25 protein-coding genes are annotated in these 25246 nt (G+C 61.7%); 10 read left to right on the top strand and 15 right to left on the bottom strand.

Features of this window, described 5'->3' with window-relative positions:
* Positions 1-100 precede the first annotated feature (100 nt).
* From C5F71_RS23665 to C5F71_RS23640, 6 genes are read left to right on the top strand one after another with little or no spacing between them, the layout of a single operon-like run.
* Positions 101-3028 carry a monovalent cation/H+ antiporter subunit A gene (locus tag C5F71_RS23665; RefSeq protein WP_029293019.1) on the top strand — a complete coding sequence of 976 codons (2928 nt, stop codon included), beginning with the start codon at positions 101-103 and terminating at the stop codon, positions 3026-3028.
* Positions 3028-3372, top strand: a complete 345-nt coding sequence (locus tag C5F71_RS23660) for a Na+/H+ antiporter subunit C (RefSeq protein ID WP_003202835.1) — start codon at positions 3028-3030, stop codon at positions 3370-3372. The genes C5F71_RS23665 and C5F71_RS23660 overlap by 1 nt, the downstream gene beginning before the upstream one ends.
* Complete coding sequence (locus tag C5F71_RS23655; RefSeq protein WP_029293029.1) at positions 3369-5051, top strand: monovalent cation/H+ antiporter subunit D; 1683 nt, start codon at positions 3369-3371, stop codon at positions 5049-5051. The genes C5F71_RS23660 and C5F71_RS23655 overlap by 4 nt, the downstream gene beginning before the upstream one ends.
* The gene (locus tag C5F71_RS23650) at positions 5048-5536 is read left to right on the top strand and encodes a Na+/H+ antiporter subunit E (RefSeq protein WP_070995240.1); all 489 of its coding nucleotides are present in this window, start codon (positions 5048-5050) and stop codon (positions 5534-5536) included. Before C5F71_RS23655 ends, C5F71_RS23650 begins: the two co-directional genes overlap by 4 nt.
* Positions 5533-5811 carry a K+/H+ antiporter subunit F gene (locus C5F71_RS23645; RefSeq protein ID WP_003211751.1) on the top strand — a complete coding sequence of 93 codons (279 nt, stop codon included), beginning with the start codon at positions 5533-5535 and terminating at the stop codon, positions 5809-5811. The genes C5F71_RS23650 and C5F71_RS23645 overlap by 4 nt, the downstream gene beginning before the upstream one ends.
* On the top strand, positions 5808-6176 hold the full coding sequence (locus tag C5F71_RS23640; protein WP_104912093.1) for a Na+/H+ antiporter subunit G: 369 nt from the start codon (positions 5808-5810) through the stop codon (positions 6174-6176). The genes C5F71_RS23645 and C5F71_RS23640 overlap by 4 nt, the downstream gene beginning before the upstream one ends.
* Before the next feature lie 137 nt (positions 6177-6313).
* Here C5F71_RS23640 and C5F71_RS23635 read toward each other — a convergent pair whose 3' ends face one another.
* Positions 6314-6751 carry a DUF3995 domain-containing protein gene (locus C5F71_RS23635; RefSeq protein WP_070995239.1) on the bottom strand — a complete coding sequence of 146 codons (438 nt, stop codon included), beginning with the start codon at positions 6749-6751 and terminating at the stop codon, positions 6314-6316.
* A 90-nt stretch (positions 6752-6841) separates the two neighbouring features.
* Between C5F71_RS23635 and C5F71_RS23630 the strand changes: the two genes are divergently transcribed.
* Both C5F71_RS23630 and C5F71_RS23625 read left to right on the top strand, forming a co-directional pair.
* Complete coding sequence (locus C5F71_RS23630) at positions 6842-7231, top strand: DUF2946 family protein (protein WP_070995238.1); 390 nt, start codon at positions 6842-6844, stop codon at positions 7229-7231.
* A 95-nt stretch (positions 7232-7326) separates the two neighbouring features.
* The gene (locus C5F71_RS23625; RefSeq protein ID WP_104912092.1) at positions 7327-9441 is read left to right on the top strand and encodes a TonB-dependent siderophore receptor; all 2115 of its coding nucleotides are present in this window, start codon (positions 7327-7329) and stop codon (positions 9439-9441) included.
* A 130-nt stretch (positions 9442-9571) separates the two neighbouring features.
* Here the strand turns inward: C5F71_RS23625 and C5F71_RS23620 are convergent, their stop codons facing one another.
* The 3 genes from C5F71_RS23620 to C5F71_RS23610 all read right to left on the bottom strand — a co-directional run bounded on the left by C5F71_RS23620 (position 9572) and on the right by C5F71_RS23610 (position 11350).
* Positions 9572-10588 carry an ABC transporter substrate-binding protein gene (locus C5F71_RS23620; RefSeq protein WP_104912091.1) on the bottom strand — a complete coding sequence of 339 codons (1017 nt, stop codon included), beginning with the start codon at positions 10586-10588 and terminating at the stop codon, positions 9572-9574.
* A 115-nt stretch (positions 10589-10703) separates the two neighbouring features.
* Positions 10704-10901, bottom strand: coding sequence for a hypothetical protein (locus C5F71_RS23615; protein WP_104912090.1), 198 nt, complete (start codon positions 10899-10901; stop codon positions 10704-10706).
* Positions 10901-11350 (bottom strand): hypothetical protein, encoded by a 450-nt coding sequence (locus tag C5F71_RS23610; RefSeq protein WP_029293046.1) that lies wholly within the window; start codon positions 11348-11350, stop codon positions 10901-10903. Before C5F71_RS23610 ends, C5F71_RS23615 begins: the two co-directional genes overlap by 1 nt.
* A gap of 388 nt (positions 11351-11738) precedes the next feature.
* Here C5F71_RS23610 and C5F71_RS23605 point away from each other — a divergent pair, with 388 nt between their 5' ends.
* Complete coding sequence (locus tag C5F71_RS23605; protein ID WP_104912089.1) at positions 11739-12005, top strand: hypothetical protein; 267 nt, start codon at positions 11739-11741, stop codon at positions 12003-12005.
* Between the two features lie 67 nt (positions 12006-12072).
* Positions 12073-12309, top strand: a complete 237-nt coding sequence (locus tag C5F71_RS23600) for a DUF2789 domain-containing protein (RefSeq protein ID WP_029293048.1) — start codon at positions 12073-12075, stop codon at positions 12307-12309.
* A 7-nt stretch (positions 12310-12316) separates the two neighbouring features.
* Here the strand turns inward: C5F71_RS23600 and C5F71_RS23595 are convergent, their stop codons facing one another.
* The 11 genes from C5F71_RS23595 to iolE all read right to left on the bottom strand — a co-directional run bounded on the left by C5F71_RS23595 (position 12317) and on the right by iolE (position 25238).
* The gene (locus tag C5F71_RS23595; protein ID WP_104912088.1) at positions 12317-12520 is read right to left on the bottom strand and encodes a hypothetical protein; all 204 of its coding nucleotides are present in this window, start codon (positions 12518-12520) and stop codon (positions 12317-12319) included.
* 125 nt (positions 12521-12645) lie between these two features.
* Entirely contained in the window at positions 12646-13866 is a 1221-nt protein-coding gene (locus C5F71_RS23590) for a methyl-accepting chemotaxis protein (RefSeq protein ID WP_371128919.1), read from the bottom strand.
* Positions 13867-14496: 630 nt separating this feature from the next.
* Entirely contained in the window at positions 14497-14901 is a 405-nt protein-coding gene (locus C5F71_RS23585) for a TraR/DksA C4-type zinc finger protein (protein WP_010173153.1), read from the bottom strand.
* 512 nt (positions 14902-15413) lie between these two features.
* Positions 15414-16451, bottom strand: a complete 1038-nt coding sequence (locus tag C5F71_RS23580; protein WP_029293056.1) for an ABC transporter permease — start codon at positions 16449-16451, stop codon at positions 15414-15416.
* 21 nt (positions 16452-16472) lie between these two features.
* Positions 16473-18011, bottom strand: a complete 1539-nt coding sequence (locus C5F71_RS23575) for a sugar ABC transporter ATP-binding protein (protein ID WP_104912086.1) — start codon at positions 18009-18011, stop codon at positions 16473-16475.
* A 62-nt stretch (positions 18012-18073) separates the two neighbouring features.
* Positions 18074-19009, bottom strand: coding sequence for a sugar ABC transporter substrate-binding protein (locus C5F71_RS23570; protein ID WP_029293060.1), 936 nt, complete (start codon positions 19007-19009; stop codon positions 18074-18076).
* Between the two features lie 366 nt (positions 19010-19375).
* A complete protein-coding gene (locus C5F71_RS23565; protein ID WP_104912085.1) occupies positions 19376-20422 on the bottom strand; it encodes a Gfo/Idh/MocA family oxidoreductase in 1047 nt (348 codons plus the stop codon).
* Between the two features lie 136 nt (positions 20423-20558).
* The gene (locus tag C5F71_RS23560) at positions 20559-21569 is read right to left on the bottom strand and encodes a Gfo/Idh/MocA family protein (protein ID WP_104912084.1); all 1011 of its coding nucleotides are present in this window, start codon (positions 21567-21569) and stop codon (positions 20559-20561) included.
* 19 nt (positions 21570-21588) lie between these two features.
* Positions 21589-23520 carry a 3D-(3,5/4)-trihydroxycyclohexane-1,2-dione acylhydrolase (decyclizing) gene (gene iolD, locus C5F71_RS23555; RefSeq protein WP_104912083.1) on the bottom strand — a complete coding sequence of 644 codons (1932 nt, stop codon included), beginning with the start codon at positions 23518-23520 and terminating at the stop codon, positions 21589-21591.
* A gap of 33 nt (positions 23521-23553) precedes the next feature.
* Positions 23554-24348: a 5-deoxy-glucuronate isomerase gene (iolB, locus tag C5F71_RS23550; protein ID WP_104912082.1), complete on the bottom strand. Its 795-nt coding sequence runs from the start codon at positions 24346-24348 to the stop codon at positions 23554-23556.
* A complete protein-coding gene (iolE, locus tag C5F71_RS23545) occupies positions 24345-25238 on the bottom strand; it encodes a myo-inosose-2 dehydratase (RefSeq protein WP_092235536.1) in 894 nt (297 codons plus the stop codon). Before iolE ends, iolB begins: the two co-directional genes overlap by 4 nt.
* Between the last annotated feature and the right edge of the window lie 8 nt (positions 25239-25246).

The following is a 25246-nucleotide window of genomic DNA, read 5'->3' as shown; positions in this document are numbered from 1 at the left end:
GTTTTCGGTCCATCTTGTAGGATCCTGCCACAGGTTGCCGTTTGGTAATCCGGTTTCCGGCACGTATGATGCATCCCAAACCACCGCAGATTAGAAGCCTATGTCCCTGATAGTTCTACTGCTTCTGCCTTTCATCGGCAGTTGTCTGGCGGCCTTGCTGCCGCACAACGCACGTAACACTGAATCCCTGCTGGCCGGCCTTGTGGCCCTGGTCGGTACTGTACAAGTCGCCCTGCTCTACCCACAGATCGCCGACGGTGGCGTGATCCGCGAAGAGTTCTCCTGGCTGCCCAGCCTGGGCATGAACTTCGTGTTGCGCATGGATGGCTTTGCCTGGCTGTTCTCGATGCTGGTATTGGGTATCGGCAGCCTGGTGTCTTTGTACGCCCGTTATTACATGTCGCCGGATGACCCGGTGCCGCGTTTCTTCGCGTTTTTCCTGGCGTTCATGGGCGCGATGCTCGGGTTGGTGATCTCCGGCAACCTGATCCAGATCGTGTTTTTCTGGGAACTGACCAGCCTGTTCTCGTTCCTGTTGATCGGCTATTGGCACCACCGTTCCGATGCCCGCCGTGGCGCCTATATGGCGCTGATGGTGACTGGTGCGGGGGGGTTGTGCCTGCTCGCGGGGGTGATGCTGCTCGGCCATGTCGTCGGCAGTTACGACCTGGACCAGGTGCTCGCCGCCGGTGACCAGATCCGTGCCCACTCCCTCTACCCCATTCTGCTGGCGCTGATCCTGATCGGCGCCCTGAGCAAAAGCGCGCAATTCCCCTTCCACTTCTGGCTCCCCCACGCCATGGCCGCACCGACTCCCGTGTCGGCCTACCTGCACTCGGCCACGATGGTGAAGGCCGGCGTGTTCCTGCTGGCCCGCCTGTGGCCTTCGTTGTCGGGCAGCGAAGAGTGGTTCTGGATAGTCGGTGGCGCCGGCGCCCTGACCCTGTTGCTCGGCGCGTACTGCGCGATGTTCCAGAACGACCTCAAGGGCCTGCTGGCCTACTCCACCATCAGCCACCTGGGCCTGATCACCCTGCTGCTGGGCCTCAACAGCCCGCTGGCCGCCGTCGCGGCAGTGTTCCATATCCTCAACCACGCCACATTCAAGGCCTCGCTGTTCATGGCTGCGGGCATCATCGACCACGAAAGCGGCACCCGGGATATCCGCAAGCTCAGCGGCCTGGTACGCCTGATCCCGTTTACCGCGACCCTGGCCATGGTCGCCAGCGCCTCCATGGCCGGGGTGCCATTGCTCAATGGCTTCCTGTCCAAGGAAATGTTCTTCGCCGAAACCGTGTTTATCTCCTCCACCCAATGGGTGGAAATCGCCCTGCCGGTGATCGCAACCATCGCCGGTACCTTCAGCGTGGCCTATGCCCTGCGCTTCACCGTGGATGTGTTCTTCGGCCCGGCCGCCACCGACCTGCCGCACACGCCCCACGAACCGCCGCGCTGGATGCGTGCCCCGGTGGAATTGCTGGTGTTTACCTGCCTGCTGGTGGGGATCTTCCCGGCCCAGGTGGTGGGCTCGATCCTCGCCGCTGCCGCCCTGCCGGTGGTCGGCGGCGTATTGCCCGAGTACAGCCTGGCGATCTGGCACGGCTGGAACGCACCGATGATCATGAGCCTGGTGGCCATGACCGGTGGCGTGGTCCTGTACCTGCTGCTGCGCAAGCAACTCAAGCGCGGGCGCTTCAAGTACCCGCCGATCATCAGCTACTTCAATGGCAAGCGCATGTTCGAACGCTGCCTGGTGGTGATGATGCGCGGCGTACGCAAGATCGAGAAACGCATCAGCACCAAGCGCCTGCAGACCCAGTTGTTCCTGCTGGTGCTGGTGGCGGTGATCGCCGGGATGATCCCCATGCTGGGCAACAGCCTGAGCTGGGGCGACCGGCCGAAAATCCCGGGTTCCATCGTGTTCGTCACCCTGTGGCTGCTGGCGATTGCTTGCGCCCTGGGCGCCGCCTGGCAAGCCAAGTATCACCGGCTGGCGGCCCTGACCATGGTCAGCGTCTGCGGCCTGATGACCTGCGTGACCTTTGTCTGGTTCTCCGCGCCAGACCTGGCGTTGACGCAACTGGTGGTCGAGGTGGTAACCACGGTCCTGATCCTGCTGGGCCTGCGTTGGTTGCCACGACGGATCGAAGAGGTCTCGCCACTCCCCAGTTCGTTGCGCAAGGCACGCATTCGCCGGCTGCGCGACTTGCTGCTGTCCACGGTGGTCGGTGGCGGCATGGCGCTGTTGTCCTATGCGATGCTGACCCGCCAGACCCCCAACGACATTTCCTCGTTCTACCTCAGCCGCGCCCTGCCGGAAGGCGGCGGCAGCAATGTGGTGAATGTGATGCTCGTCGACTTCCGGGGCTTCGATACCCTGGGCGAAATCACCGTGCTGGGCGCCGTGGCCTTGACGGTGTATGCGCTGCTACGGCGCTTCCGTCCGCCCAAGGAAAGCGAGCAACTGCCCGCGCAACAGCGCCTGCTGGCACCGGATGTGGACACCGACCTGGTCAACCCGCGCCAGGCCAGCGACACCGCCCTGGGCTTCATGATGGTGCCCGCGGTACTGGTGCGCCTGCTGCTGCCGATTGCCCTGGTGGTGTCGTTCTACCTGTTTATGCGCGGCCACAACCAGCCGGGTGGCGGGTTTGTCGCCGGCCTGGTGATGTCGGTGGCGTTTATCCTGCAATACATGGTCGCCGGTACCCAGTGGGTCGAGGCCCAGATGAACCTGCGGCCGATGCGCTGGATGGGGTTCGGCCTGTTGTCGGCAACCTTGACCGGGCTTGGCGCGCTGTTCTTCGGCTATCCGTTCCTCACCACCAGCACCCTGCACCTGAGCCTGCCGGTGCTGGGCGATATTCATATCGCCAGCGCGCTGTTCTTCGACGTCGGCGTGTACGCCATGGTGGTCGGCTCGACTCTGCTGATGCTCACCGCCCTTGGTCACCAATCGGTGCGGGCCCATAAACCCGGCAACCAGGCGAAAGCCGCCGCCACACCCGCACAAGGAGCTGCCGCCTGATGGAAGAAGTCATCGCAATTGCCATTGGGGTCCTGGCGGCCTCCGGCGTCTGGCTGGTGCTGCGGCCACGGACGTTCCAGGTGGTGATGGGCCTGTGCCTGTTGTCGTATGGGGTGAACCTGTTCATCTTCAGCATGGGCAGCCTGTTTATCGGCAAGGAGCCGATCATCAAGGACGGCGTGCCTCAGGACCTGCTCCATTACACCGATCCCCTGCCCCAGGCCCTGGTGCTGACGGCGATCGTGATCAGCTTCGCCATGACGGCGCTGTTCCTGGTGGTGCTGCTGGCCTCCCGGGGCCTGACCGGCACTGACCATGTGGACGGCCGGGAGCCCAAGGAATGAGCTGGATGAACCAACTGATCATCGCGCCGATCCTGCTGCCGTTGCTGACTGCCGCGTTGATGATGATGCTGGGCGAGAAACACCGCCCGCTCAAGGCCAAGATCAACCTGCTGTCGAGCATGACCGGCCTGGGCATCGCGATGCTGATGCTGTACTGGACGCAAAAAGGCGGCCCGGCCTCCATCGGCGTGTACCTGCCAGGCAATTGGCAGGTGCCATTCGGCATCGTGCTGGTGGTGGATCAGCTGTCGGCCCTGATGCTGGTGCTCACCGGGATCATTGGCGTCAGCGCCCTGCTGTTCGCCATGGCTCGCTGGGACCGCGCCGGCACCAGTTTCCATGCGCTGTTCCAGATCCAGTTGATGGGCCTCTACGGCGCCTTCCTCACCGCAGATCTGTTCAACCTGTTCGTGTTCTTCGAGGTGCTGCTGGCCGCGTCCTACGGCCTGATGCTCCACGGCTCGGGCCGGGCGCGGGTGTCGTCGGGGCTGCATTACATCTCGATCAACCTGCTGGCTTCGTCGCTGTTCCTGATTGGCGCGGCACTGATCTACGGGGTCACCGGCACCCTGAACTTTGCTGACCTGGCACTGAAGATCCCGCTGGTGCCGGAAGCCGATCGCGGCCTGCTGCATGCCGGCGCGGCGATCCTCGCCACCGCCTTCCTGGCCAAGGCCGGCATGTGGCCGCTGAACTTCTGGCTGGCACCGGCCTACTCCTCGGCCAGCGCCCCGGTGGCGGCGATGTTTGCGATCATGACCAAGGTCGGCGTGTACACCGTGTTGCGCCTGTGGACCCTGCTGTTTTCCGGGCAGGCCGGCGCCTCGGCACTGTTTGGCGGTGACTGGCTGGTGTACGGCGGCATGGCTACCATCCTCTGCGCGGCCCTGGCCATGCTCGCCGCCCAGCGCCTGGAGCGCATGGCCAGCCTGAGCATCCTCGTGTCAGCCGGGATCCTGCTGTCGGCAGTGGGCTTTGCCCAGCCCAGCCTGACCGCCGGTGCGCTGTTTTACCTGGTCAGCTCGACCCTGGCCTTGAGCGCGCTGTTCTTGCTCGCCGAACTGATCGAACGCTCGCGCTCGGCCAATGAACTGCCCCTGGACGATGAAATCGAAGTGTTGCCACGGCCGGTGGAGTCCCTGCACCCGCCCAAGGGCACCAACCTCGATGATGAGCAAAAGGCCGTGGTCGGCCAAGTCATCCCCTGGACCATGGCTTTCCTCGGCCTGAGCTTTATAGCCTGCGCCCTGCTGATCATCGGCATGCCACCGCTGTCGGGGTTTATCGGCAAGCTCAGCCTGCTCAGTGCCCTGATCAACCCGCTGGGCCTGGGCCATGCGGTGAGTGAGCCGATCCGCCCGGCAGCCTGGGGCCTGGTGGCGCTGTTGATCTTCTCGGGCCTGGCCTCATTGATCGCCTTTGCGCGCCTGGGCATCCAGCGCTTCTGGACCCCGGAAGAGCGGCCGTCGCCGCTGCTGCGCCGCTTTGAGTGCGTGCCGATTTTCATCTTGCTGGGCCTGGCGATTGGCCTGACCTTCAAGGCAGAAATGCTCATGCGCTTTACCCAGGACACCGCCACCAGCCTCAATAACCCCGAGCACTACGTGATGGCCGTCATGGCCACCCGCCCGGTGCCCGGCCCGCAAGCCCAGGCCGCCGCCGTGGAGGTGCAGCCATGAAACGCCTGTTCCCTGCCCCGTGGCTGTCATTGGCATTGTGGATACTGTGGCTGGTATTGAACCTGTCGATCAGCCCCGGCCACCTGCTGCTGGGGGCGATCCTGGGCGTTCTCGCACCGCTGATGATGGCGCCGCTGCGCCCGTTGCCGATCCGGATTCGCCGGCCCTGGGTAATCATTCGCCTGTTTTTCCTGGTGGGTCGCGACGTGATCGTTTCCAACCTGCTGGTGGCGTGGGGCGTGCTGACCTGCGGCTCACGCCCGCCGCGCTCGCGCTTCGTCAAGATCCCCCTGGACCTGCGCGACGCCAACGGCCTGGCGGCGCTGTCGATGATTACCACAGTGGTCCCCGGCACCATCTGGTCGGAACTGGCCCTGGACCGCAGCATCCTGCTGCTGCACGTGTTCGACCTGGATGACGACGCGCAGTTTATCGAGCACTTCAAGCAGGCCTACGAACGGCCCCTGATGGAGATCTTCGAATGAGTGCCCTGCTCTCCAATGCGATCCTGTTCAGCCTGTTCCTGTTTTCCCTGGCCATGGTTCTGACCCTGGTGCGGCTGTTCAAGGGCCCCTCGGCCCAGGACCGGGTTTTGGCCCTGGACTACCTGTATATCCTGGCCATGCTGATGATGCTGGTGCTGGGCATTCGCTATGCCAGTGATACCTACTTCGAAGCGGCGCTGCTGATTGCGCTGTTCGGCTTTGTCGGCTCGTTTGCCTTGGCCAAATTCCTGCTGCGTGGTGAGGTGATCGAATGATCAATGTCAGTGAACTGCCACTGTGGGTGGAGATCCTCGTGGCGATCCTGCTGCTGCTCAGCAGCCTGTTTGCGCTGATTGGCGCGATCGGGCTGTTGCGGATGAAGGATTTTTTCCAGCGCATGCACCCACCGGCGCTGGCTTCGACCCTTGGCGCCTGGTGCGTGGCCCTGGCGTCGATTATCTATTTTTCGACCCTCAAGTCCGGCCCGGTGCTGCACGGCTGGCTGATTCCGATCCTGCTGGCGATCACCGTGCCGGTGACCACCCTGTTGCTGGCGCGCACGTCGCTGTTTCGCAAGCGCATGGCGGGGGAAAATGTACCGGCCGAGGTCAGCAGCCGCAGGACTGAGAGCGGTAGCTGATCCCTGTGGAATATACGCGGTAAACAATGTGGGAGCTGGCTTGCCTGCGATAGCGGTAGATCAGTCACTGATGTGTCAGCTGACAGTCTGCTATCGCAGGCAAGCCAGCTCCCACATTTTGGACGGTGCTGTGTCAGTCAGGTCCAGGCGACGACCAACAGCCCCGTCCCCAACACCAGGCACAGCGGCGAGTAGAAAAACGTATCCAGCCGGGCAAACCGCGACCCACCGACCTTCTTGAAAAAGCCCACCAGCTCCGAATCACCAATTGCCCGTGCAAACATGATCAGGGCAATCGCGCTGATCCCCCACTGCAAAGCCTGATGCCCCACCGGCTGGAAAAACAGCCCGGCCCGCAGGCAAACCAACAGCGCTATCAGCACCAGCCCCACGGCCACCAGGAAGGTGCCCAACGCCGACGGTTTGAACGCCGGGCGTGGCCCGCTGGCGAACTCGCCGGGCAGTTGCGGGATCGCCGCCGTACTGCCTAGCTTGCCACCCGCGGCCCAGTACACATGGACCATGCTGATAAATGCAAATACCCCGACGACCCACCTCGCAATAACAAAGCTCATGGCTGGATACCCCTTAAAAAGTCCGAAAGAGGATAGTCCTTTTCAGATTTTTTGCAGGCATTTAGTCGTCTGGTGATAAAGTGCCGCCCCATGAAACTCGCCCGTGCCGACCGCTCGTTGATTGCCTGGATGCTCTATGGCTGCGTCCTGTTCAACGTGTTCGCCTGCAGTATTGGTCATGGGCAAATGGTTGGCATGCAGCTCAACGGCATTGGCGGCCAGTTCTGTACCGTAGACCCTCGCACCCAGGCGCCAGCCCCCGTAAACACGGGCGATGAGTCCCTGCCCACACTGTCCAAGGCCTTCGGTTGCCCGCTGTGTTCCACCGGCGGCATGGGCCCGGCGCTCAACTCCAGCCTTAACGTTGCGGTGCTGCCTCAACCCCACGCACCACCACCGGCGGTGGTGCTCACCGCAGACATTCCCGCCCGTTTTACCTGGCCTGCGGCTAATCCGCGCGCCCCACCCGCCTACGCCTGATCCCTGCGCTTTTTGATCCGCACACGTTGCTGTTTCCCCAGGGAAGCGCGCAAGGCTGTGCGCTGCTTGCAAGCCATGCTTTTCAGGATTTATCGATGAAACATTTACCACTATTGGCGGGCCTGTTCGGCTGCCTGCCTTTTTGCGCCTGGGCCCTTGAGTTGGCGCCCACCACCATTGACGGCGCCGCCGCCAACGAGCCGGGCCTGGCCCTGGACCAATCCAGCGGCATGGCCTCGCGCCTGGGCCTGAGCGTGCGGGAAACCCCGGCCTCGATCAGCATCGCTGACCGCAACGATATCGAGCGCCGTGGCGCCAAGACCTTCCAGGATGCGGCCAACACCTTGCCCGGGGTCAACGCCAGTGCGCCGCCGGGGTTTGGCGGGTTTATCTCCTATCGAGGATTTACCAGCAGCCAGATCACCCAGATGTTCAATGGCATCAACGTCGCCGGTGGCCTGGCACGCCCTGTGGATGCATGGATTTATGACCGCGTCGAACTGGTGGGCGGCCCTTCCTCGCTGATCAACGGCGCCGGCTCCGTGGGCGGCTCGCTGAACTACGTGACCAAGCTCGCCACCCGCGAAGAACAGGCCGTCGAAGGCCAGCTCAACTACGGCAGCTACGACACCACCGGCATCGCCCTGGGCCTGAACCACGCCCTGACCGAACCCGGCGCCGAGGTGCAGCACTACGCGCGCCTGGACGTCAGCCGCAACACCAACCACACGCATATCGACCGCCAGCAACGCGATGCCTGGAGCGTGGCCTTCTCCTTGCTCAGTGACTTGACGCCCAACCTGTCCCACACCTTGGCCCTGGAGTATCAGGATGAACACGAGGACAGCCCCTACTGGGGCACCCCGGTGCTCAACCCCAAGGCCGGCGAGCTGAAGATCGACAAGCACAACCGTTTCAACAACTACAACGTCGCCGATGGTCGCTACGAGCAACGCACGATCTGGGCCCGCTCGATCATCGACTACCGGATCAACGACAGCACCACCCTGCGCAACACCCTCTATCACCTCGACAGCCAGCGCGACTACCGCAACCTGGAGACCTACCAGTACAGCCCCGACAACAGCATGGTGAACCGTTCGACGGCCTATCAGGTGCGCCATCAGGGCGAGCAGGACGGCAACCAGTTCGAGCTGCGCCATGACAGTAGCGTGTTCGGCCTGGCCACCACCTGGTCGGGCGGTTTCGAATACAAGGTCAACAGCACCACCGCCAGCCCGCTGAATGTGCCCGGCAAGAACGCAGTGGACCCGAACCACTACGACCCTGGGCATTTCTACGACCTTCCTGGCACCAAACCAGGCTTTATCAAGGACAAGACCACCGAAGTGACGACCAAGGCGCTGTTCGTCGAGAACCTCCTGGGCCTGACCGACCAGCTGTCGCTGCTGACCGGCCTGCGTTATGACGCCATCGACCTGGACGTGACCAGCCATCGCGACAATCAGCCTAACGTCAAACGCCGTTGGGAGCCGGTCACCGGGCGCGTGGGCCTGACCTACCAATTCATCCCTACGGCCAATGTCTATGTGCAATACAGCACCGCTGCCGAACAGCCCACCAGCACCACCCAGGTATTTGATGTCTCCACTGGCAAGCAATGGGAAGTGGGCAGCAAGTTCGATTACCTGGACGGGCGCGGCTCAGCCACCGTTGCCGCCTACCACATCGAACGCAAGGACTTTGCGGTGACCGACCCACAAGACCCTACCCGCAGCCTTGCGGTGGGCGCGCAGTCGTCCAAGGGCATCGAGTTGGCCAGTTCGTTGCGCATCACTCCCAAGCTGTTGGCAGAGGGCAACTTCGCCTGGGTCGACGCGCAATACGATGACTTCAACGAGAAAATCGCCAGCGGTGCAGTGGTGTCGCGCAAGGGCAATACCCCGACCAACGTGCCGAAACGAGTGGGCAACCTGTGGCTGACCTATGACATCACCCCGGCCTGGCAAGGTGGCGTGGACGCGCGGTACGTGGCGCAGGTGTACGCCGACAATGCCAACACCCTGACCGTGCCAGCATACACCCTGTTCGGCACGTTCCTCACCTACAAGGTCGATCAACACACCTCGGTGACAGGCCGGGTGCGCAACCTGACCAATGAGGTGTATGCGCAGTTTGCCCATGTGTCGCCAGCGTATTACCTGGGATCGCCGCGCACCTTCGAGTTGGCGGTGCAGACCAGGTTCTAGAGCTGGAATGCAGTTAAACCTGTGGGAGCGGGCTTGCTCGCGATAGCGGTGTGTCAGTAGGCATCTAACTAACTGACCCGCCGCAATCGCGGGCAAGCCCGCTCCCACATTTGGACCTTCATATCAAAGGTTATTTGAGGCTGGCTTCGACCTTGGCGGCCACGTCCTCTGTCAGCCAGGCCTTCCATACCTGCGGATGTTCCTTGAGAAACGCCTGCGCCACTTCACGGGGTGGGGTGTGTTTTTCGCTCATTTTCGCCAGGGCCTGGTTGAGCGGTTCAATCGGGAAATCGACCTTCTCAAAGAATTGCGCAATCTGCGGATACTGCTGCTGGAACGGCGTAGACACGCCAATGCTCAGCTTGGACGCCAACGAGCGCGTTGGCCGGGGGTTGGGGTTGTCGGCGTCGGTCAGGGTCTTCCAGGCCTCGGCGTCGAACGGTGGCTCCTCCAGCTGGATCAGCTTGTAGCGCCCCATCAGTGGCGTCGGCGACCAGTAATAGAACAGGATCGGCTTGCCACGGCGGATCGACGAGGCGATCTCGGCGTCCAGCGCCGCGCCAGAACCGCTGCGAAAGTTGACGTAGCTCTCGTCCAGGCCGTAAGCCTTGAGCTTCTGCTTATTGACCACTTCCGAGGTCCAGCCGATGGGGCTGTTGAGAAAGCGCCCCTTGCCTGGGGCTTCCGGGTCCTTGAACACGTCTTTGTAGCGCACCAGGTCGGTCACGCTGCGCAGCTCAGGCGCCGACGCAGCGATGCCCTTGGCCGGGTCGCCCTTGATCACGTATTCAGGCACCCACCAGCCTTCGGTCGCGCCCTTGACGATATCGCCCAGGCCGACCACCTTGCCTTCAGATTCCGCCTTGACCCAAACCGGGCTGCGTCCCGCCCATTCCTCGCCGATCACCTGGATATCATTTTTGGCCAGGGCGGTTTCCAGGGTGATGGTGGTGCCAGGCAAAGTATCGGTGGGCAGGTCATAGCCCTTTTCGACGATAAACCGCAGAACTTCAGTGATCAGGCTGCCACTTTCCCAATTCAGGTCGGCAAAGTGAATGGGCGCCTGGGCAGCCGTTACCGGTGCGGCCGCCATCGACAGGCCCAGGGTGGTAAGGGACGCTGCCAACAGCGCTCGAATTGCTTTCATGCCTTTGAACCTCGCGTTTACACAGCCATGGCGGATGGCTTTGCTTTCACACCGCCAAAGCCCTGAACAATTAAGTCCACAGAACTGTAGTAGAGGTTCAAAGGGTTGCAGGTATTCAGGGCTGTTGCTGCAAACGCTGCAGCTCCCGGCGCACCATGCTGGCGTACTCGGCGGGCCGCAGTGCATAGAGTTGACTGGCGACCCAGTTCAACCAGGCGCCCTGCAGATCATCTTTGCGGGCAAGCAGTTCGGCGGCCTTGGCTTGGGCCTGCGCTTGGTGTTGCTGGTGAAACAGGGCCCGGCCGTCACTCATTATTCGCTGGCCTTGAAGCTCACCAGCTCACCCTTGCGCCACTTGGCGGCCTTGCCGGTCACGGCCTTGAGGGTTTTGCTCAGGCCTTCCTGCAATTGTTCATTGGCCGCGAACACCAGCATCACGCTGTGGCCTTCCTTGAACACAATGCCTTCGCCCTGCGCCGTGGAAACAAACGCGTAGTCCCCCAGGCCATAGACCGTCAACTTGATGTCGCGAAACTTCAGTTCGAACTTGCCACCTTCACGACTGGGCAGTACCGCCGCGCGAAAATGATCGCCGACCTTGAGTTCCAAACGGGGTTTGTCATCTACCACTAGCGCTGTTTCGGTATCGATTTCGGCAATGTAAATGCCTTCAGGGGTTTGTTCAGTGATGTAAACAAACCGCGACTGAAACTGTTTAACCAACTTCGCGCGCAAATCACCCAGCACGAACAATGCGTGCATATCCAGATTACTGACTGCCAAGGAAACGCCCCCACATCAAAAAAAGCGCTGCCCGCCAGGCAGACAGCACAAAAAAGGCCGATACGGCACGACACATTGAAAAAACATACTGAAGTTGATTCCCGCCAGACTCGTACAGCCTGGCCTGACAGGCCTTGTACAAGTCGTCAGGCAGTGCAGGAAATCACAGGTTTATCGGCCAGAGAACACTGGACGCCCCACTTCAGAGAATACCCCATTTGAAAGAGTGGTTTCCGACAGCCAAAAACAACGGAAAAACGTTGGATGGAACCGAACGTGGGCTGCCAACAACAATATTAGAACAGCAACACGGCTTAAAACCACCCGAAATGCTGCAAGCAGGTCAACAGATCGACAGGAGCTGGCCATGCAACGAGTTCAACGCCAACCGACACAGACTTCCGGCACCCTGCCCTGCAAGGATAGCGCGCTATTCTACAGCGTGTACGCCCATGGCGTGTGCGCAGGTTTTGCACTGTACCGGGTCGTCCCGGCCGGGAGGAATTTTTTCCATATCCTGGAAGTACCCAGCGGCAGAATCAAAGGCTTTCGCAGCGACCACAACAAGGCCTGTGCCTTGGCCAAGGAGTTGGAAGCGCTTCTGGGCAAGACGCCCCATCAAGGCGCGGCTTGAACAAATCGAACTATGCGCGCTGGTGCGCCTCCCATACCCGTAGAGACTCACTCTTTTGGAGAATGAAATGGACGCGCCCACCCATACCCTGCACGACCTGTTCGAACAATTGGGGCTGGAAGCCTCGCCGGCGGCAATCGATCGTTTTATCGATCAGCACCCCCTGGCAGAAGATGTGAAGCTGATCGACGCCCCCTTCTGGAGCCCGCAACAGGCGCAGTTCCTCAAGGAAGAACTACGCGAAGATGCGGACTGGGCGATTGCCGTGGATGAACTCAACCAGCGCCTGCACCAAAACGTTTAACCGCCACTCAATGCAGGCGGTCGGATTGCTCCAGGTCCAGCAGTGCCTGCCAGGCGGCACGGCATTCCTGGGCTTCGTCGCGGCTGGCGAAGGCCGTGCCGCGCTGTTCACCATTGAGCAACACCACCCAGCACGCCCTCAGGCCCCGCGCACGCAGGGTCTGTGGCACACCACTGCCAATCATCACCGCCACATCGACTTTGCTTTGCATGGAAGTTCTCCGCAGGATTAGTTAGCTAGCTAACAATGTGCAGCATCTTAAGCGGTTCCTTTCGCCGGAAAAAGCTATCGGCGTAAAAGCTTCCTTGCATAACGCGCAACAATCGGTGCCTGGGCCTAGCGCCCTTCGGGTTTGTAGCCCAGGCGCAAGCCACCCCAATGTCGGCCATTGACCATGATCGGCACCGACAGATCGTGCATCAGCTCCCCGGTATCGCGGGTATAGGTTTGCAACAGCACCGCCTGCTGGTGACTGCCGCAGCGAATCCCGGTGCGGTCTTCAAATTTGCGCTTGGTGCGATTGTTCACGGCGTCCACCGCGGCATCGCCGGTCAGCGCCTGGGAAAACGCCTTGTTGTGCGTCGGCACATAGCCCTGTGGCGTGCAGGCAATGGCGAACACCAAACCTTCGTGACGGGGCAGCAAGGCTTCCTGGATAGCCGGCAACACCTGGTCGGTGTAGCCGTCGAAACGGCTGTGGTATTTGGTTGGGTGGCTGTTGGCAATCGGGGTGTAGCTGCGATTGAACAAGTCATCGAGGCTGATGCGGTTCTGTTGGACATCCGCCTCGAACTGCGCGCCGATGCGGCTCGCGCCTTCGCGGGCCAGGTCGTAGATTCGTTGGTGATAGTCGTCCAGCCCGACTTCGGCCAGACGCTCGCTGATCGTTTCGGCCTGCCCTTCCATTTGCACCGCGGCCTCGGCCAACTGCTGGGTTTGCTGGTCGCTGACGGTCAAGTCGCTACGCATCTGCTCCACCGCGTGGAACAGGCTGTCGAGTTGCACCCGATTGGTCTCCGTGCCCTGGGCAATGGCGTTGACCTGGCCTTCCACGCCCGCCGCCAAGGTGGCAATGCTCTCCAGTTGCTCGCCGGCGTGTTCCACCTGCTCGACACCAGCCTGCAGATCCACGGACAGTTGGCGGATTTGCTCCACCACCTGCGCGGTACGCTGCTGGATATCAGCCACCATCACCCCCACTTCATCGGTGGCGGTCGCCGTACGACCCGCCAGCCCACGCACTTCATCGGCCACCACGGCGAACCCGCGCCCATGCTCGCCGGCACGGGCGGCTTCAATGGCGGCATTCAAGGCCAACAGGTTGGTCTGGCTGGCGATGGACTGAATCACCAGGGTCACGCGCTGGATCTCTTCGCTGCGCTGGCTCAGGGCCTCGATCAATTGCCGGCTATCACTGGCGCGCTGGCTGAGTTGATGCATACGGCTGATGGACTCCCCCAGCACCGCGCGCCCCTCGGTGCTGCGCTGATGGGCCTGGCCCGCCGCGCCGAGGGCTTCACGACTGAGTTGGGATGTCAGCTGCTCGGTGCCAATCATCACTTCGGCACTGCTAACAATTTGCTGGGCGGCGCCCAATTGCGATTGCACCCGGGCCGCCAGTTGCTTGACCGAGTAGGCCACGCCAGCGGCTGACAACGCATTATGGCTGGTGGTGTAGGACAGATCGCGAGTCAACGCGCCCATGGCATCCTCGGCCACATCAGGCGCGAGGCTGCGCGGCGTTTTTTTCAGGCGCGGCAGCCAGACCAGCAGCAGGGCGACGGGTACGCAGAGGTAGATCGGCAGGTCGACAAACGCCAGGCCCAACAGGACCAGCACCAGGGCGATGCTTTGCAGGAGCGGTGTTACCCAGCCAGGCAGTTGGCGGCTCACCGCGTGCGGCGCCACGGCGGCGCCCATCAGAGATCCATCCCCGGCCATGCTTGTCACCCCACTGCTTGTCATTGTTGTCCCTGCATTAAACGCCACTAATTAGCCATTATCTATGGGCCTTTGGTGTTAGGGCTTGCAGCAGATCAATAGACTGGGGGATGAGGTTGCTGACGCTCACCTGATGTAGGAGCGAACTTGCTCGCGAAGAACTCAGGGACAACACGTTTATCCAGAATACACGTGTAATCGTTGACGACTTTCGCGAGCAAGCTCGCTCCTACAGGGGCGGACAGATCAGGCTTGGCGCTGATGCTTGTCGATTTGCTCGTGGCGCTCTTGCGCTTCGATGCAGTATTTGGTGGTCGGGCTGATCAGCAGGCGCTTGAGGCCGATAGGCTCGCCGCTGTCGTCACACCAGCCAAAGGAATCTTCCTTGATCCGGCCCAGGGCCTGCTCAAGTTGCGGCAGCATGCGCTGGTCACGGTCGATGGCATTGACCAACCAGGTGCGCTCTTCTTCTACCGAAGCTGCATCAGCCGGGTCAGCCGGGGTATCCAGGCTTTCAATGGCGATGCGGTTCTGCTCAATGCGCTCGTGGTGCTCGACTTTCATGTCTTGCAACAACTGCTCGAAAAAAGCGTGCTGCTCGGCATTCATGTAGTCATCCGCCGGCATGGCCAGCAACTTTTCCTTTGTCATTGATTTCTCTATAAAAAATACGTGCATTAAGGCGAATAAGGGAGCGTTCCGGCCAACCTCTGCAGATCGGGGAAAGACGCCGTCCATTCCAAGCGCCACCCGGCACTCAATTTACGAGGGGCGGCAGTCTACGGCTGACTTGAGGGCGCAGCAACTGAAATGACAGGCAATTTGTCCGACATTCCCCCAAAAGGCACCAGGACGGGCTCGGCAGGCGGTTATCGGAGTGCGTTTATAGCAAGAAATTCAGTGTTGTGGAGCTATATAGAAGACAAACGGTTAGCGAATGGCTACCGGTGGACAAATGTAGGAGCGGCCGAGGTACCTACGCAACCTCTCCCGTGGCGAGCGGGCTTGTCGGAACGCCGCATCGCCCGCGCTGGGCGGCGAAGCAGCCCCAAACCCGGCCATCGTGGTTTATCTGAAGAAACGCGGCGGGCTTATTGGGGCTGCTTCGCAGCCCAGCGCGGGGCAAGCCCGCTCGCCACTACTGCGCTATCTGTCTGGATTGGTTAGCGCTTGAGCTTGCGCTTGTTGCGGTACTGGTCGATCACCACTGCCACCACGATGATCAGGCCCTTGATGATGTCCTGGATGTAGGCATCCACCCCCACGAAGGTAAACCCGCTGGCCATCACCCCGAGGATCAGCGCGCCAATCACCGTGCCGGTGATGCGCCCTACCCCGCCCGCCAGGCTGGTACCGCCGATCACCGCAGCGGCAATCGCGTCCAGCTCATAAGACATGCCCATCCCGGCCTGCCCGGTCGCCGCACGGGCCGAGGCCACCACACCGGCCAGCCCCGCCAGCAGCCCGGCGATGCTGTAGACGATGATCAAATGCCGCTTGACGTTGATTCCCGAGGTACGCGCCGCCTGCATATTGCCGCCGATGGCGTAGGTGTACTTGCCGTACTTGGTGTAGCGCAGGGCAATGTGGAAGATCACCGCCACCACCAGGAAAATGATCACCGGCATCGCGCCATGGCCGATGGCCGTGTAGGAATCCGACAGCATGCTCACCGGCTGGCCCTCGGTGTAATAGCGCGCCAGGCCGCGGGCCGACACCATCATGCCAAGGGTCGCGATAAACGGCGGGATCCCGGTAATGGCGATGATGCTGCCGTTGATCGCCCCCGCCAGCAGGCCCACGCCCAGCCCCGCTACCACCGGGATCCACACCGGCAAGTCCGTCAGCGATGGAAACACCGCGCGGGAAAAGTCCGAAGTTTGCGCCAGGCTCGCGGCAATCATCGCCGACAGCGCCAGCACCGAGCCCGAGGACAGGTCGATCCCCGTGGTAATGATCACCTGGGTCACGCCAATCGCCAGCAAGCCGATAATCGACACCTGCAGGATCATCAGTACCAGGCGCTGGGAGTTCATCAAAAAGCTCTGGTCCCGCACGATCCAGCCAAACACTTCAAACACCAGGCCGATACCGATCAGCACCAGGAAAATGCTCAACTCGGTCGGAAACCGCCGCCGACTCTTTACCGGTGCCGTGGCGGGCTTCTTTTCCTCGGGTTTGCTTTCCAGTATTGCGTTCATTACCCGTCACCTTTTTATTGGTTAGTGGACTGCCGTCATACCGGAAGCCAACTGCATGACTTTTTCCTGGGTGGCCTCGGCCCGGTCCAGGGTGCCCATCAAATCGCCTTCGTGCATCACCATCACCCGGTCGCTCATGCCCAGCACTTCCGGCAGCTCCGAAGAAATCATGATCACCGCCATGCCCTCGCTGGCCAGGAAGGCGATCAAGCGATAGATCTCCGCCTTGGCGCCGACGTCGATGCCACGGGTCGGTTCATCGAGGATCAACAGCCGTGGCTTGGTCATCAGCCAGCGGGCCAACAGGGCCTTTTGCTGATTGCCGCCAGACAGGGTGTCGATGCACTGCTCAAGGGAGGGGGTTTTTACCCGCAGCTTCTTGCACATTTCTTCGCACAAGGCCCGCAGGGCTTTTTGCTGGATGAAGCCATTACCCGAGTAAAGGGGCAGCACCGCCATTTCCATGTTTTCCAGGACTGACAGGCATGGGAACAGGCCGGTGAGCTTGCGATCCTCGGTCAACAGCGCAAAGCCCTGCTTGATAGCCATGTGCGGGTCGCTGATGCGCAGCACCTGGCCGTCGAGGCGGATTTCGCCGCCGTCGCTTGGGGTAATGCCGAAGATCGTTTCCGCCACATTGGTACGGCCCGACCCCATCAGCCCGGCAATGCCGAGGATTTCACCGGCATGCAGGTCGAAGGACACGCCCTGGAACACCCCATCCAGACGCAGGTCGCGCACCGACAGCAGCAACTCGCCAATGGGTGTGTCGCGCACCGGGAACAGCTGGCTCAATTCACGCCCGACCATCATCGAGATCAAGCTGTCGCTGTCCATGCTGTCGGCCCGTTGCAGGCCGATATAGGCGCCGTCGCGAAACACCGCCACTTCATCGGCGATCGCAAACACTTCATTCATTTTATGGGTGATGTAGATGATGCCTTTGCCCTGGGCCTTGAGGTCGGCAATGATCGAAAACAGATGGGCCACTTCCTTGTCGGTAATCGCCGACGTCGGCTCATCCATGATCAGGATGTCGGAGTCGTAGGACACCGCCTTGGCAATCTCCACCATCTGCCGCTCGGCAATGCTCAGGTTGCCGACCAGCTCCTCGGGGTCGAGGTTGATCCGCAGCCGCGCCAGCAACTCGGCCGTGCAGCGGTGCATGGCCCGGTGGTTGACCAGGCGCAGGCCATTGAGCTGCTCGCGGCCGATCCAGATGTTCTCGGCGATGCTCATATGGGGCATCAGGTTGAGTTCCTGGTGGATCATCGCGATACCCGACTGCAAGGCGGCCAGGGGCGTCTCAAACACCACCGGCTTGCCCCGCAGGCGGATTTCGCCGGCGTCTGGCTGGTAAATGCCGGCGATGATTTTCATCAGCGTCGACTTGCCGGCGCCGTTCTCCCCCATCAGCGCCAGGACCGAGCCGGGGCGCACCCGCAGTTGCACATCGTCCAGGGCCACGACGCCGGGAAAGCCTTTGCTGATATGGGCGATTTCCAGCAGGTAGGGTTGTTCCAGGCCTGTGGGCTGCAAAGCAGTCGCTTGAGCGAGCATATCGGGGCTCCATCGGCAGGGCGATCGTGACCACCCTGCTGGCTTATTGTTGTGATTGAACGCTATTTGAATGACGCGACATTGTCCGGGGTGATCAGTTGGAAAGGCACCACGACGTTTGGCTCGACCGCCTCGCCCCTGGCCATTTTCACTGCCGCCTCCACCGAACCGACCGCCTGCCCCTTGGCATCCTGGAACACCGAGAGCGCCATCTCACCCTTGGTAATCGCATTCAACCCGTCGGGCGTGCCATCAACCCCGCCAATCAATACGCTGCCCGGTTTGACGCCGGCGGTTTTCAACGCCATGGCCGCGCCAATCGCCATTTCGTCGTTGTTGGCGACCACCGCATTGAACTCACGGCCCTGGGTCAGCCAATCGTTCACCAGGGTCATGCCCTTGTCCCGCAGCCAGATCCCGGTCTGCTCCTGCTCAATCTTGATATCCGGATACTTACCCAGGATCTCCTTGACGCCCTTGGTGCGATTGGTCGTCGAGTTGTTGGCCAGGTCGCCCAGCAGAATCACGATTTTGCCTTTGCCGCCCATCTTCTCGGCCAGGTACTGCATTTGCAGCTTGCCGGCCTCGACGTCATTGGACGTCACCGTCACCACCCCTTTGGGCAGGTCGGTCTGGTCCGGGCGGCGGTTGACGTACACCAGCGGGATACCGGCTGCCACGGCGGCTTTGGTGATGCGCGCGGTAGAGGCCGTGTCCACCGGATTGACCACCATGGCATCGACTTTCTGGCTGATAAAGTTCTCGACCTGGCTCAGTTGCTTGACCACGTCGGCGCGGGCATCTTCGAACTGCAATTGCACACCATCGCCCTTGGGGTAGGACTTGGCCTGCTTGTCCATATCTTCACGCAGGTAAGTGAGAAAGGTGTCGTCGAACTGCGACATGCTGACGCCAATCTTGATATCGGCGGCCGCGGCCACGCCACTGGCGAGCATCATCGACAAGGCCAGCGAGGCGAAACGGATCTGGGTCTTCATGAACGGTCTGTCTCCACTTTCTTGTTGGTTTTCTGGAAGTAGCGTCTATCAGAGCGATGAGTTTGCGGCAGGCAGCCGTACCACCGGGGCGCCCGGAATGCAGCACACCAGAGCGCCCTTGCTTTCGACGCAAAGGACATTGAGAAAAGAAAAATAGAAGGGTCGTGTGCGGGGCGGGAAGGCAGTACGTAACACGCGCAGTACAGCGTTGAAGATTTTCATCTGACGGTACCTGGTTGTTTTGATCTTGTTTTTGTTGAGTCCCCACGCCTTCTTTATGAAGGAAGGTCGAGAGGGACTTTCGGCAACCTGGAAATGACTTTATTGGAAAATAATTTCCATATCAACTGATTTTAGAATTTTATTCTATTTCCACTCTCGGCCTTCCAGCGTCGCCATCTCCACCACTTGCCGGCGCTCGGCGCTGAGCCTGGCGGCATCCAGTACATGGGTGGTTTCCCAGGCATCCCTGGCCTGCACCGGTAACTCGCCCTGGCCTTGGACGGCGCTTTGCAACTGGCGATAGAACTGGTTCCAGGCGCCCTTTTCCGAGGGGATACGCTCGCGTTCCGCGCCCTGTTCAAACCAGCCCCAGCGTCGGTGTTCTTCGGCGCCCCAGTGTTCGCCCTCGGTCTTTGGATTCTTGCCGGCCAACAGCGCCTCCTCCTGGCCGTCCAGGCCTTCGACGGTATAGCAACCCGCCGTGCCATTGACCCGCAAGCGCGGGGCCGGGCAGTTTTGCAGGGCGCTGCCCCACAGGTGGGATATCACCCCGTTGACGTGGGTCAGGCAGACGAAGAAGCCATGATCGAGCGTGGGGTGTTCGGCGCTGTACTGCAATTGCGCAAACACCCGCTCCACCGGGCCGAACAGTTGCAAGGCCTGGTCCACCAGATGGCTGCCCAGGTCCCGCAGGAACCCGCCGCCACTGGCATTGCCCAGCGCGTGTGGGGTGTAGCGCTCCACACGGGACTCAAAGCGGGTGATGGTGCCCAGGGCGCCAGCGTCGATCAGCTTGCGCAAGGTGAGGTAATCGGAGTCCCAGCGCCGGTTCTGGTAGACGCTGAGCTTCACCCCTTCGCGCTCGGCGGCGGTAATCAGTGCCTGGGCCTGCTCGGCATTGCTGGCAAAAGGTTTGTCGCTAACCACCGCCACACCGTATTCGATAGCCTCCAGCACCAGCGCCGGGCGCCCCTTGAGGGTGGTGGAAATCACCAGCACATCCACCCCGACCTCAACGATCTGCCCAATGCTGTCGAAGGCGGGCAATCCGGGATGCTCCGTCGCCAGTTGCTGGCGCCGCTCGGGGGAGCGTGTCACCACGCCAACAAACGTCGCCCCGGGCAATGTGGCAATCAGCGGGGCATGAAAAAAACGGCCACCGTGGCCGTACCCAACCAGTCCGATGCGCATGAACCAACTCCTCTCGTGATCTGCAAACCCAATCAAAATGTAGGAGCTGGCTTGCTGGCGATGGCGGTAGATCAGTCAAGTATTTCTAACCTGATCCACTGCCATCGCCGGCAAGCCAGCTCCTGCATTGACCGCGCTAGCCGTAGAACGCCGGGCGATCCGGCAAGCTGACCTTGACGATCTTCCCACTGCCCTGGGCCTCGATACACGCATCCGCCGCCACCGCCGCGGCAAACCCGTCCCAGGCCGATGGCCCACCCACCTGGCCGGCACGCACGCCATCGATAAAGGCCTGCAGCTCGACGTCATAGGCTGCGATAAAGCGGTCTTTCCAATCCATCAAAATCGCATTCGACAGCTTGGCGCCGCTGCGCAATTGCACCTGGGACGGCTCCGGCAACTTGGCAATCCCGGTCTCCCCCACCACTTCACACTGGATGTCGTAGCCGTACTGGCAGTTCACAAACACTTCCACATCGATCCGCGTGCCCCTGGCGGTTTCCAGCAGCACGATCTGCGGGTCGCGCAAATGGCTCAGGGCCTTGCTGGTTTTACGCGGGAACACCACCTGCACCGACACATAGTCATCGGCCAGCAACCAGCGCAGCACGTCCAGTTCGTGGATCAAGGTGTCGGTAATGGCCATGCCGGTGTTGTAGTTCTCGCCCACCGTCGGGTTGCGGTGGGCGCAGTGCAGCATCAGCGGCTCACCGATCTGGCCGCTGTCGATGACCGCCTTGAGGGCTTGATAACCCTGGTCGTACGGGCGCATGAAACCGACCTGGACCAGGCGCTTGCCGTGGGCTACCTCGGCCTCGACGATGTTGCGACAGCCCCGAGCCGTGACCGCCAGGGGCTTTTCGCAGAACACCGGTTTGCCCGCGGCAATCGCCGCCAGCACAAACTCCTCGTGGCTAGGCCCCCAGGACGTGACCAACACCGCCTCGACCTGCGCCGACTGGATCAGCGCATGACCATCGGCGTACACCTCGGCATTGAGTTGCAGGTCCGCCACCACCTGGGCCGCCTGTTCAAGGTTGATATCGGTGACCGCCACCACCTGGCTGTTGAGCAAGGTCTGGCTGCAACGGCGGATATGGTCCCGGCCGATCGCGCCCGTACCGATCACACCCAGCTTCAAAGACATGGCAACACTCCTCTTATTGTCAGTACTGCCGGGCCTTGGCCAGGCGCTCATTGAGTTGTTTGGCGCAGGCGTTGGTGCGCTCGCTGGTGGACACCTGGGCCACACCGACCCGCCACCACGACAGGTAGCCGTGGATCATGGTCTTGGGCAAAACCTTGATGTCGATCAGCGTCGACACGCTTTGCCCGCGCGCATCGGCCAACGCGGCGTGCAGTTGCGCAAGGGTTGTGACCTTGTAGGTCTTGCAGCCATAGGCCGCTGCGCTCATGGCGAAATCCACCGGCACCAGGCCGCCATCGAGCTTGCCGCTATCAGGGTTGCGGAAGCGGAACTCGGTGCCGAAGCTGTCCATGCCATTGCCCATCTGCAGGTTGTTGATGCACCCGAAGGCCATGTTGTCCAGCAGCACCACGTTGATCTTGCGCCGCTCCTGGATCGAGGTCGCCAGCTCCGAATGCAGCATCATGTAGGAGCCATCGCCGACCAGGGCGTAGACCTCGCGCGCAGGCTCCGCCAGCTTCACGCCCAGGGCCGCATTGATCTCGTAGCCCATGCACGAATAGCCGTACTCCACGTGATAGGTATTGACCCCTTTGCTGCGCCAACTGCGCTGCAAATCCCCCGGCAGGCTGCCGGCGGCGGCGACAATCACCGCGTCGTCGGCCAGGGTCTGGTTGAGTACGCCCAGTACCTGGCTCTGGGTCAGGCAGGAGCCGGTCAGCTCGATAAACTCGCGCAGCACCGCCGGGTCCATGTGGTCATGGATCTCGGGGGTGAAGTCGGCGTCGGTGTAGCGCGCCTGATAGACCCGATCTACCTCGGCATCCCCTTGCGCACGGGCCAGGTGTAGCTGCTCGCCCCATTGCGCGGTGTAATCGCCCAGCGCGTCGGCCAGTGCCAGCAGCCCGACCCTGGCATCTGCCAACACCTGGACCCCGTCGAGTTTCAGCACATCGCCGGGGCTGATATTGAGGTTGAGAAACTGCACCTCGGGGTGTTGGAACAGCGATTTTGAGGAGGTGGTGAAATCGCTGTAGCGCGTGCCAATGCCGATGATCAGGTCGGCGTCCCGGGCCAGCAGGTTGGCGGCCAAACACCCGGTTTCACCGATGCCGCCGACATTCAAGGGGTGGCTGGAGACGATGGCGCTCTTGCCGGCCTGGGTCTCGGCAAAGGGGATCTGAAAGCGCTCGGCAAACGCTTGCAGCGCGGCATTCGCGCCGGAGTACTTGACCCCGCCACCGCAGATAATCAGCGGCTTGCGCTTGGACTTGAGCAGCGCGGCGGCATCTTGCAGCATCGCGTCGGTGGCCGGGCGGCGGTCCAGGCGGTGCACGCGTTTTTGCAGGAAGTAATCGGGGTAATCCCAGGCCTCGGCCTGCACATCCTGGGGCAAGGCCAGGGTCACGGCGCCGGTTTCGGCCGGGTCGGTCAACACGCGCATGGCGTGGATCGCCGCACTCATCAACTGCTCGGGGCGGTTGATGCGGTCCCAGTATTTGCTCACGGCGCGGAACGCGTCGTTGGTGCTGATACTCAGGTCATGGAATTGTTCGATTTGCTGCAACACCGGGTCCGGCTGGCGACAGGCATACACATCGCCCGGCAGCAGCAACAGCGGGATGCGATTGGCCGTGGCGGTCGCGGCAGCGGTGAGCATATTCGCCGCGCCAGGGCCGACCGACGCCGTACAGGCGTAGATCTTGCGCCGCAGGTGCTGCTTGGCAAAACCAATCGCGGCATGGGCCATGCCCTGCTCGTTGCGGCCCTGATGCACCACCAGGTCGCCACTGTCCTGCTCCAGGGCCTGGCCCAGGCCCAATACATTGCCGTGGCCAAAAATGGTGAACACCCCGGCGACGAACTTGCTCTGCACGCCATCGACTTCGATGTACTGGTTATCGAGGAACTTCACCAGGGCCTGGGCCATGGTCAATCGGGTTGTGGTCATGTTTGGCACCCGTGTCTTTTGGATTTGGCGTCGTTAGAGATCCAGCAACCAACTGTGCTGCGGGTCGTTGTGAAAGTGCCAGGCGCGCTTGGGCCCGGCCATCACGTTCAAGTAATACGATTCGTAGCCATACGGCACGCTGACCGGGTGATAGCCCTTGGGCACCACCACCAGGTCGTGGTTTTCCACGGCCATGGCCTGGTCGATGCTGCGGTCGTCGGTGTACACCCGCTGGAACACAAAGCCCTGGGGCGGGTTGACCTGGTGGTAGTAGGTCTCTTCCAGAAAGCTCTGGTGCGGCAGGTCATCGGTATCGTGCTTGTGCGGCGGGTAGCTGGACGAATGCCCGGACGGCGTGCGCACCTCCACCACCAGCAGCGAATGAGCCGGTTCGCTATCGGGCAGGATGTCGCAGACATAGCGGGTGTTGGCGCCCTTGCCGCGCACGCTGCGCTTGCAGTGCTCGGGGCGGATTAGCCGGGGCGCAAGACCGGCGGCAGCAGAGCCCGGCGCAGCGCACACGGCGATCTGCACATCGCTCAGGGCCGTCACCTGGGCAACCGTGTTTGACGGCAGGTAGGCTGCGAACGGCGATTTATCCTCGAACACCGACCGGCGATCCCCGAGGTTCTGCCAACTGAAACCTTCGCCTTCGATCGTCACCCGACCACTGAGCAGCACCAGGCACAGCTCTTTGTCGTCGGCACTGACCGCCAGCGTTTGCCCCAGGCCCAGGCGGTAAGCGCTAAACCCCACATACTCCAGGCCGCCGGCCGGCAGCGCGACCAGGGTTTGCCCGCGGGGCGTGCTTTTGACCAACAGGCTCATTGTCCGGCCCTCGCATCCAACAGCGCGCGCAAGGTATCGAAGCCTTTTTTCGCATAGACATAGCTGGGCGCCACAGCCGGATCCTGCTCGGCCTCCACCACCAACCAGCCGCTGTAGCCGGCGCCCAGCAGCACGTCCAGCAACTCGGCAAAGTCGATATCGCCATCGCCGGGCACGGTGAAGGTGCCGTTGACGATGCAGTCGGGGAAGCTCCACATCTGGTTGCGCGCCAGTTGCACCACCGGTTTGCGCACGTCCTTGAAATGCACATGGCAGATGCGATCCAGGTGCTTGCGCAGCACCTCCACCGGTTCGCCGCCCCCCATATAGCAGTGCCCCGAATCGAACAGCAGGCCAACCTCGGGGCCAGTGAGGCGCATCAGGGTGTCGATGTCTTCCGGGGATTCGACATAGGCGCCCATATGGTGGTGATAGGCCAGGCGCACGCCCTGGGACAGGGTAAAGCGCGCCAGTTCGGTGAGCTTGTCGGCATAGGCCTGCCAAGCCTGTTCGCTGTGAAAGCGCGGGCGTTCGAGCAGGCGGATCGGCGCGCCCTGGATCGAGTCGGCCACCTCGCCGTAGACCAGCACCGTGGCGCCATTGTCGCGCAGCAGTTGCACATGGCTGGCGATGGCGTCGATTTCTTCCGCCACCGAGCGCCGGGCCAGGCGGCTGGAGTACCAGCCGGAGACCAGCGCCAGGTCGTAGGGACGCAACACATCACCCACGCCCTTGGCGTCCTTGGGGAATTTGCCGTTGAGCTCGAAACCTGCGTAGCCAATGGCCTTGCCTTCGCCGAGCGCGGTGCTCAAGGGCGTCTCGCCGCCCAGGGCCGGCAGGTCGTCGTTGCTCCAGGAGATGGGGTTGATGCCAATACGGATTGCGGGCATGGCTGCAC

Origin of the sequence: Pseudomonas sp. LG1D9, from assembly GCF_002949995.1 — a bacterium.
Taxonomy (GTDB): domain Bacteria; phylum Pseudomonadota; class Gammaproteobacteria; order Pseudomonadales; family Pseudomonadaceae; genus Aquipseudomonas; species Aquipseudomonas proteolytica.
Note: the sequence above shows the minus strand (reverse complement) of the source record. Positions and strands in the feature narration are given on the sequence as shown.

Bases quoted from the DNA above. Each gene is read 5' to 3' on its own strand.
- C5F71_RS23665 (WP_029293019.1), top strand. From the start codon at position 101: ATGTCCCTGATAGTTCTACTGCTTCTGCCTTTCATCGGCAGTTGTCTG.
- C5F71_RS23660 (WP_003202835.1), top strand. From the start codon at position 3,028: ATGGAAGAAGTCATCGCAATTGCCATTGGGGTCCTGGCGGCCTCCGGC.
- C5F71_RS23655 (WP_029293029.1), top strand. From the start codon at position 3,369: ATGAGCTGGATGAACCAACTGATCATCGCGCCGATCCTGCTGCCGTTG.
- C5F71_RS23650 (WP_070995240.1), top strand. From the start codon at position 5,048: ATGAAACGCCTGTTCCCTGCCCCGTGGCTGTCATTGGCATTGTGGATA.
- C5F71_RS23645 (WP_003211751.1), top strand. From the start codon at position 5,533: ATGAGTGCCCTGCTCTCCAATGCGATCCTGTTCAGCCTGTTCCTGTTT.
- C5F71_RS23640 (WP_104912093.1), top strand. From the start codon at position 5,808: ATGATCAATGTCAGTGAACTGCCACTGTGGGTGGAGATCCTCGTGGCG.
- C5F71_RS23635 (WP_070995239.1), bottom strand. From the start codon at position 6,751: ATGAGCTTTGTTATTGCGAGGTGGGTCGTCGGGGTATTTGCATTTATC.
- C5F71_RS23630 (WP_070995238.1), top strand. From the start codon at position 6,842: ATGAAACTCGCCCGTGCCGACCGCTCGTTGATTGCCTGGATGCTCTAT.
- C5F71_RS23625 (WP_104912092.1), top strand. From the start codon at position 7,327: ATGAAACATTTACCACTATTGGCGGGCCTGTTCGGCTGCCTGCCTTTT.
- C5F71_RS23620 (WP_104912091.1), bottom strand. From the start codon at position 10,588: ATGAAAGCAATTCGAGCGCTGTTGGCAGCGTCCCTTACCACCCTGGGC.
- C5F71_RS23615 (WP_104912090.1), bottom strand. From the start codon at position 10,901: ATGAGTGACGGCCGGGCCCTGTTTCACCAGCAACACCAAGCGCAGGCC.
- C5F71_RS23610 (WP_029293046.1), bottom strand. From the start codon at position 11,350: ATGCACGCATTGTTCGTGCTGGGTGATTTGCGCGCGAAGTTGGTTAAA.
- C5F71_RS23605 (WP_104912089.1), top strand. From the start codon at position 11,739: ATGCAACGAGTTCAACGCCAACCGACACAGACTTCCGGCACCCTGCCC.
- C5F71_RS23600 (WP_029293048.1), top strand. From the start codon at position 12,073: ATGGACGCGCCCACCCATACCCTGCACGACCTGTTCGAACAATTGGGG.
- C5F71_RS23595 (WP_104912088.1), bottom strand. From the start codon at position 12,520: ATGCAAAGCAAAGTCGATGTGGCGGTGATGATTGGCAGTGGTGTGCCA.
- C5F71_RS23590 (WP_371128919.1), bottom strand. From the start codon at position 13,866: ATGATTGGCACCGAGCAGCTGACATCCCAACTCAGTCGTGAAGCCCTC.
- C5F71_RS23585 (WP_010173153.1), bottom strand. From the start codon at position 14,901: ATGACAAAGGAAAAGTTGCTGGCCATGCCGGCGGATGACTACATGAAT.
- C5F71_RS23580 (WP_029293056.1), bottom strand. From the start codon at position 16,451: ATGAACGCAATACTGGAAAGCAAACCCGAGGAAAAGAAGCCCGCCACG.
- C5F71_RS23575 (WP_104912086.1), bottom strand. From the start codon at position 18,011: ATGCTCGCTCAAGCGACTGCTTTGCAGCCCACAGGCCTGGAACAACCC.
- C5F71_RS23570 (WP_029293060.1), bottom strand. From the start codon at position 19,009: ATGAAGACCCAGATCCGTTTCGCCTCGCTGGCCTTGTCGATGATGCTC.
- C5F71_RS23565 (WP_104912085.1), bottom strand. From the start codon at position 20,422: ATGCGCATCGGACTGGTTGGGTACGGCCACGGTGGCCGTTTTTTTCAT.
- C5F71_RS23560 (WP_104912084.1), bottom strand. From the start codon at position 21,569: ATGTCTTTGAAGCTGGGTGTGATCGGTACGGGCGCGATCGGCCGGGAC.
- iolD (WP_104912083.1), bottom strand. From the start codon at position 23,520: ATGACCACAACCCGATTGACCATGGCCCAGGCCCTGGTGAAGTTCCTC.
- iolB (WP_104912082.1), bottom strand. From the start codon at position 24,348: ATGAGCCTGTTGGTCAAAAGCACGCCCCGCGGGCAAACCCTGGTCGCG.
- iolE (WP_092235536.1), bottom strand. From the start codon at position 25,238: ATGCCCGCAATCCGTATTGGCATCAACCCCATCTCCTGGAGCAACGAC.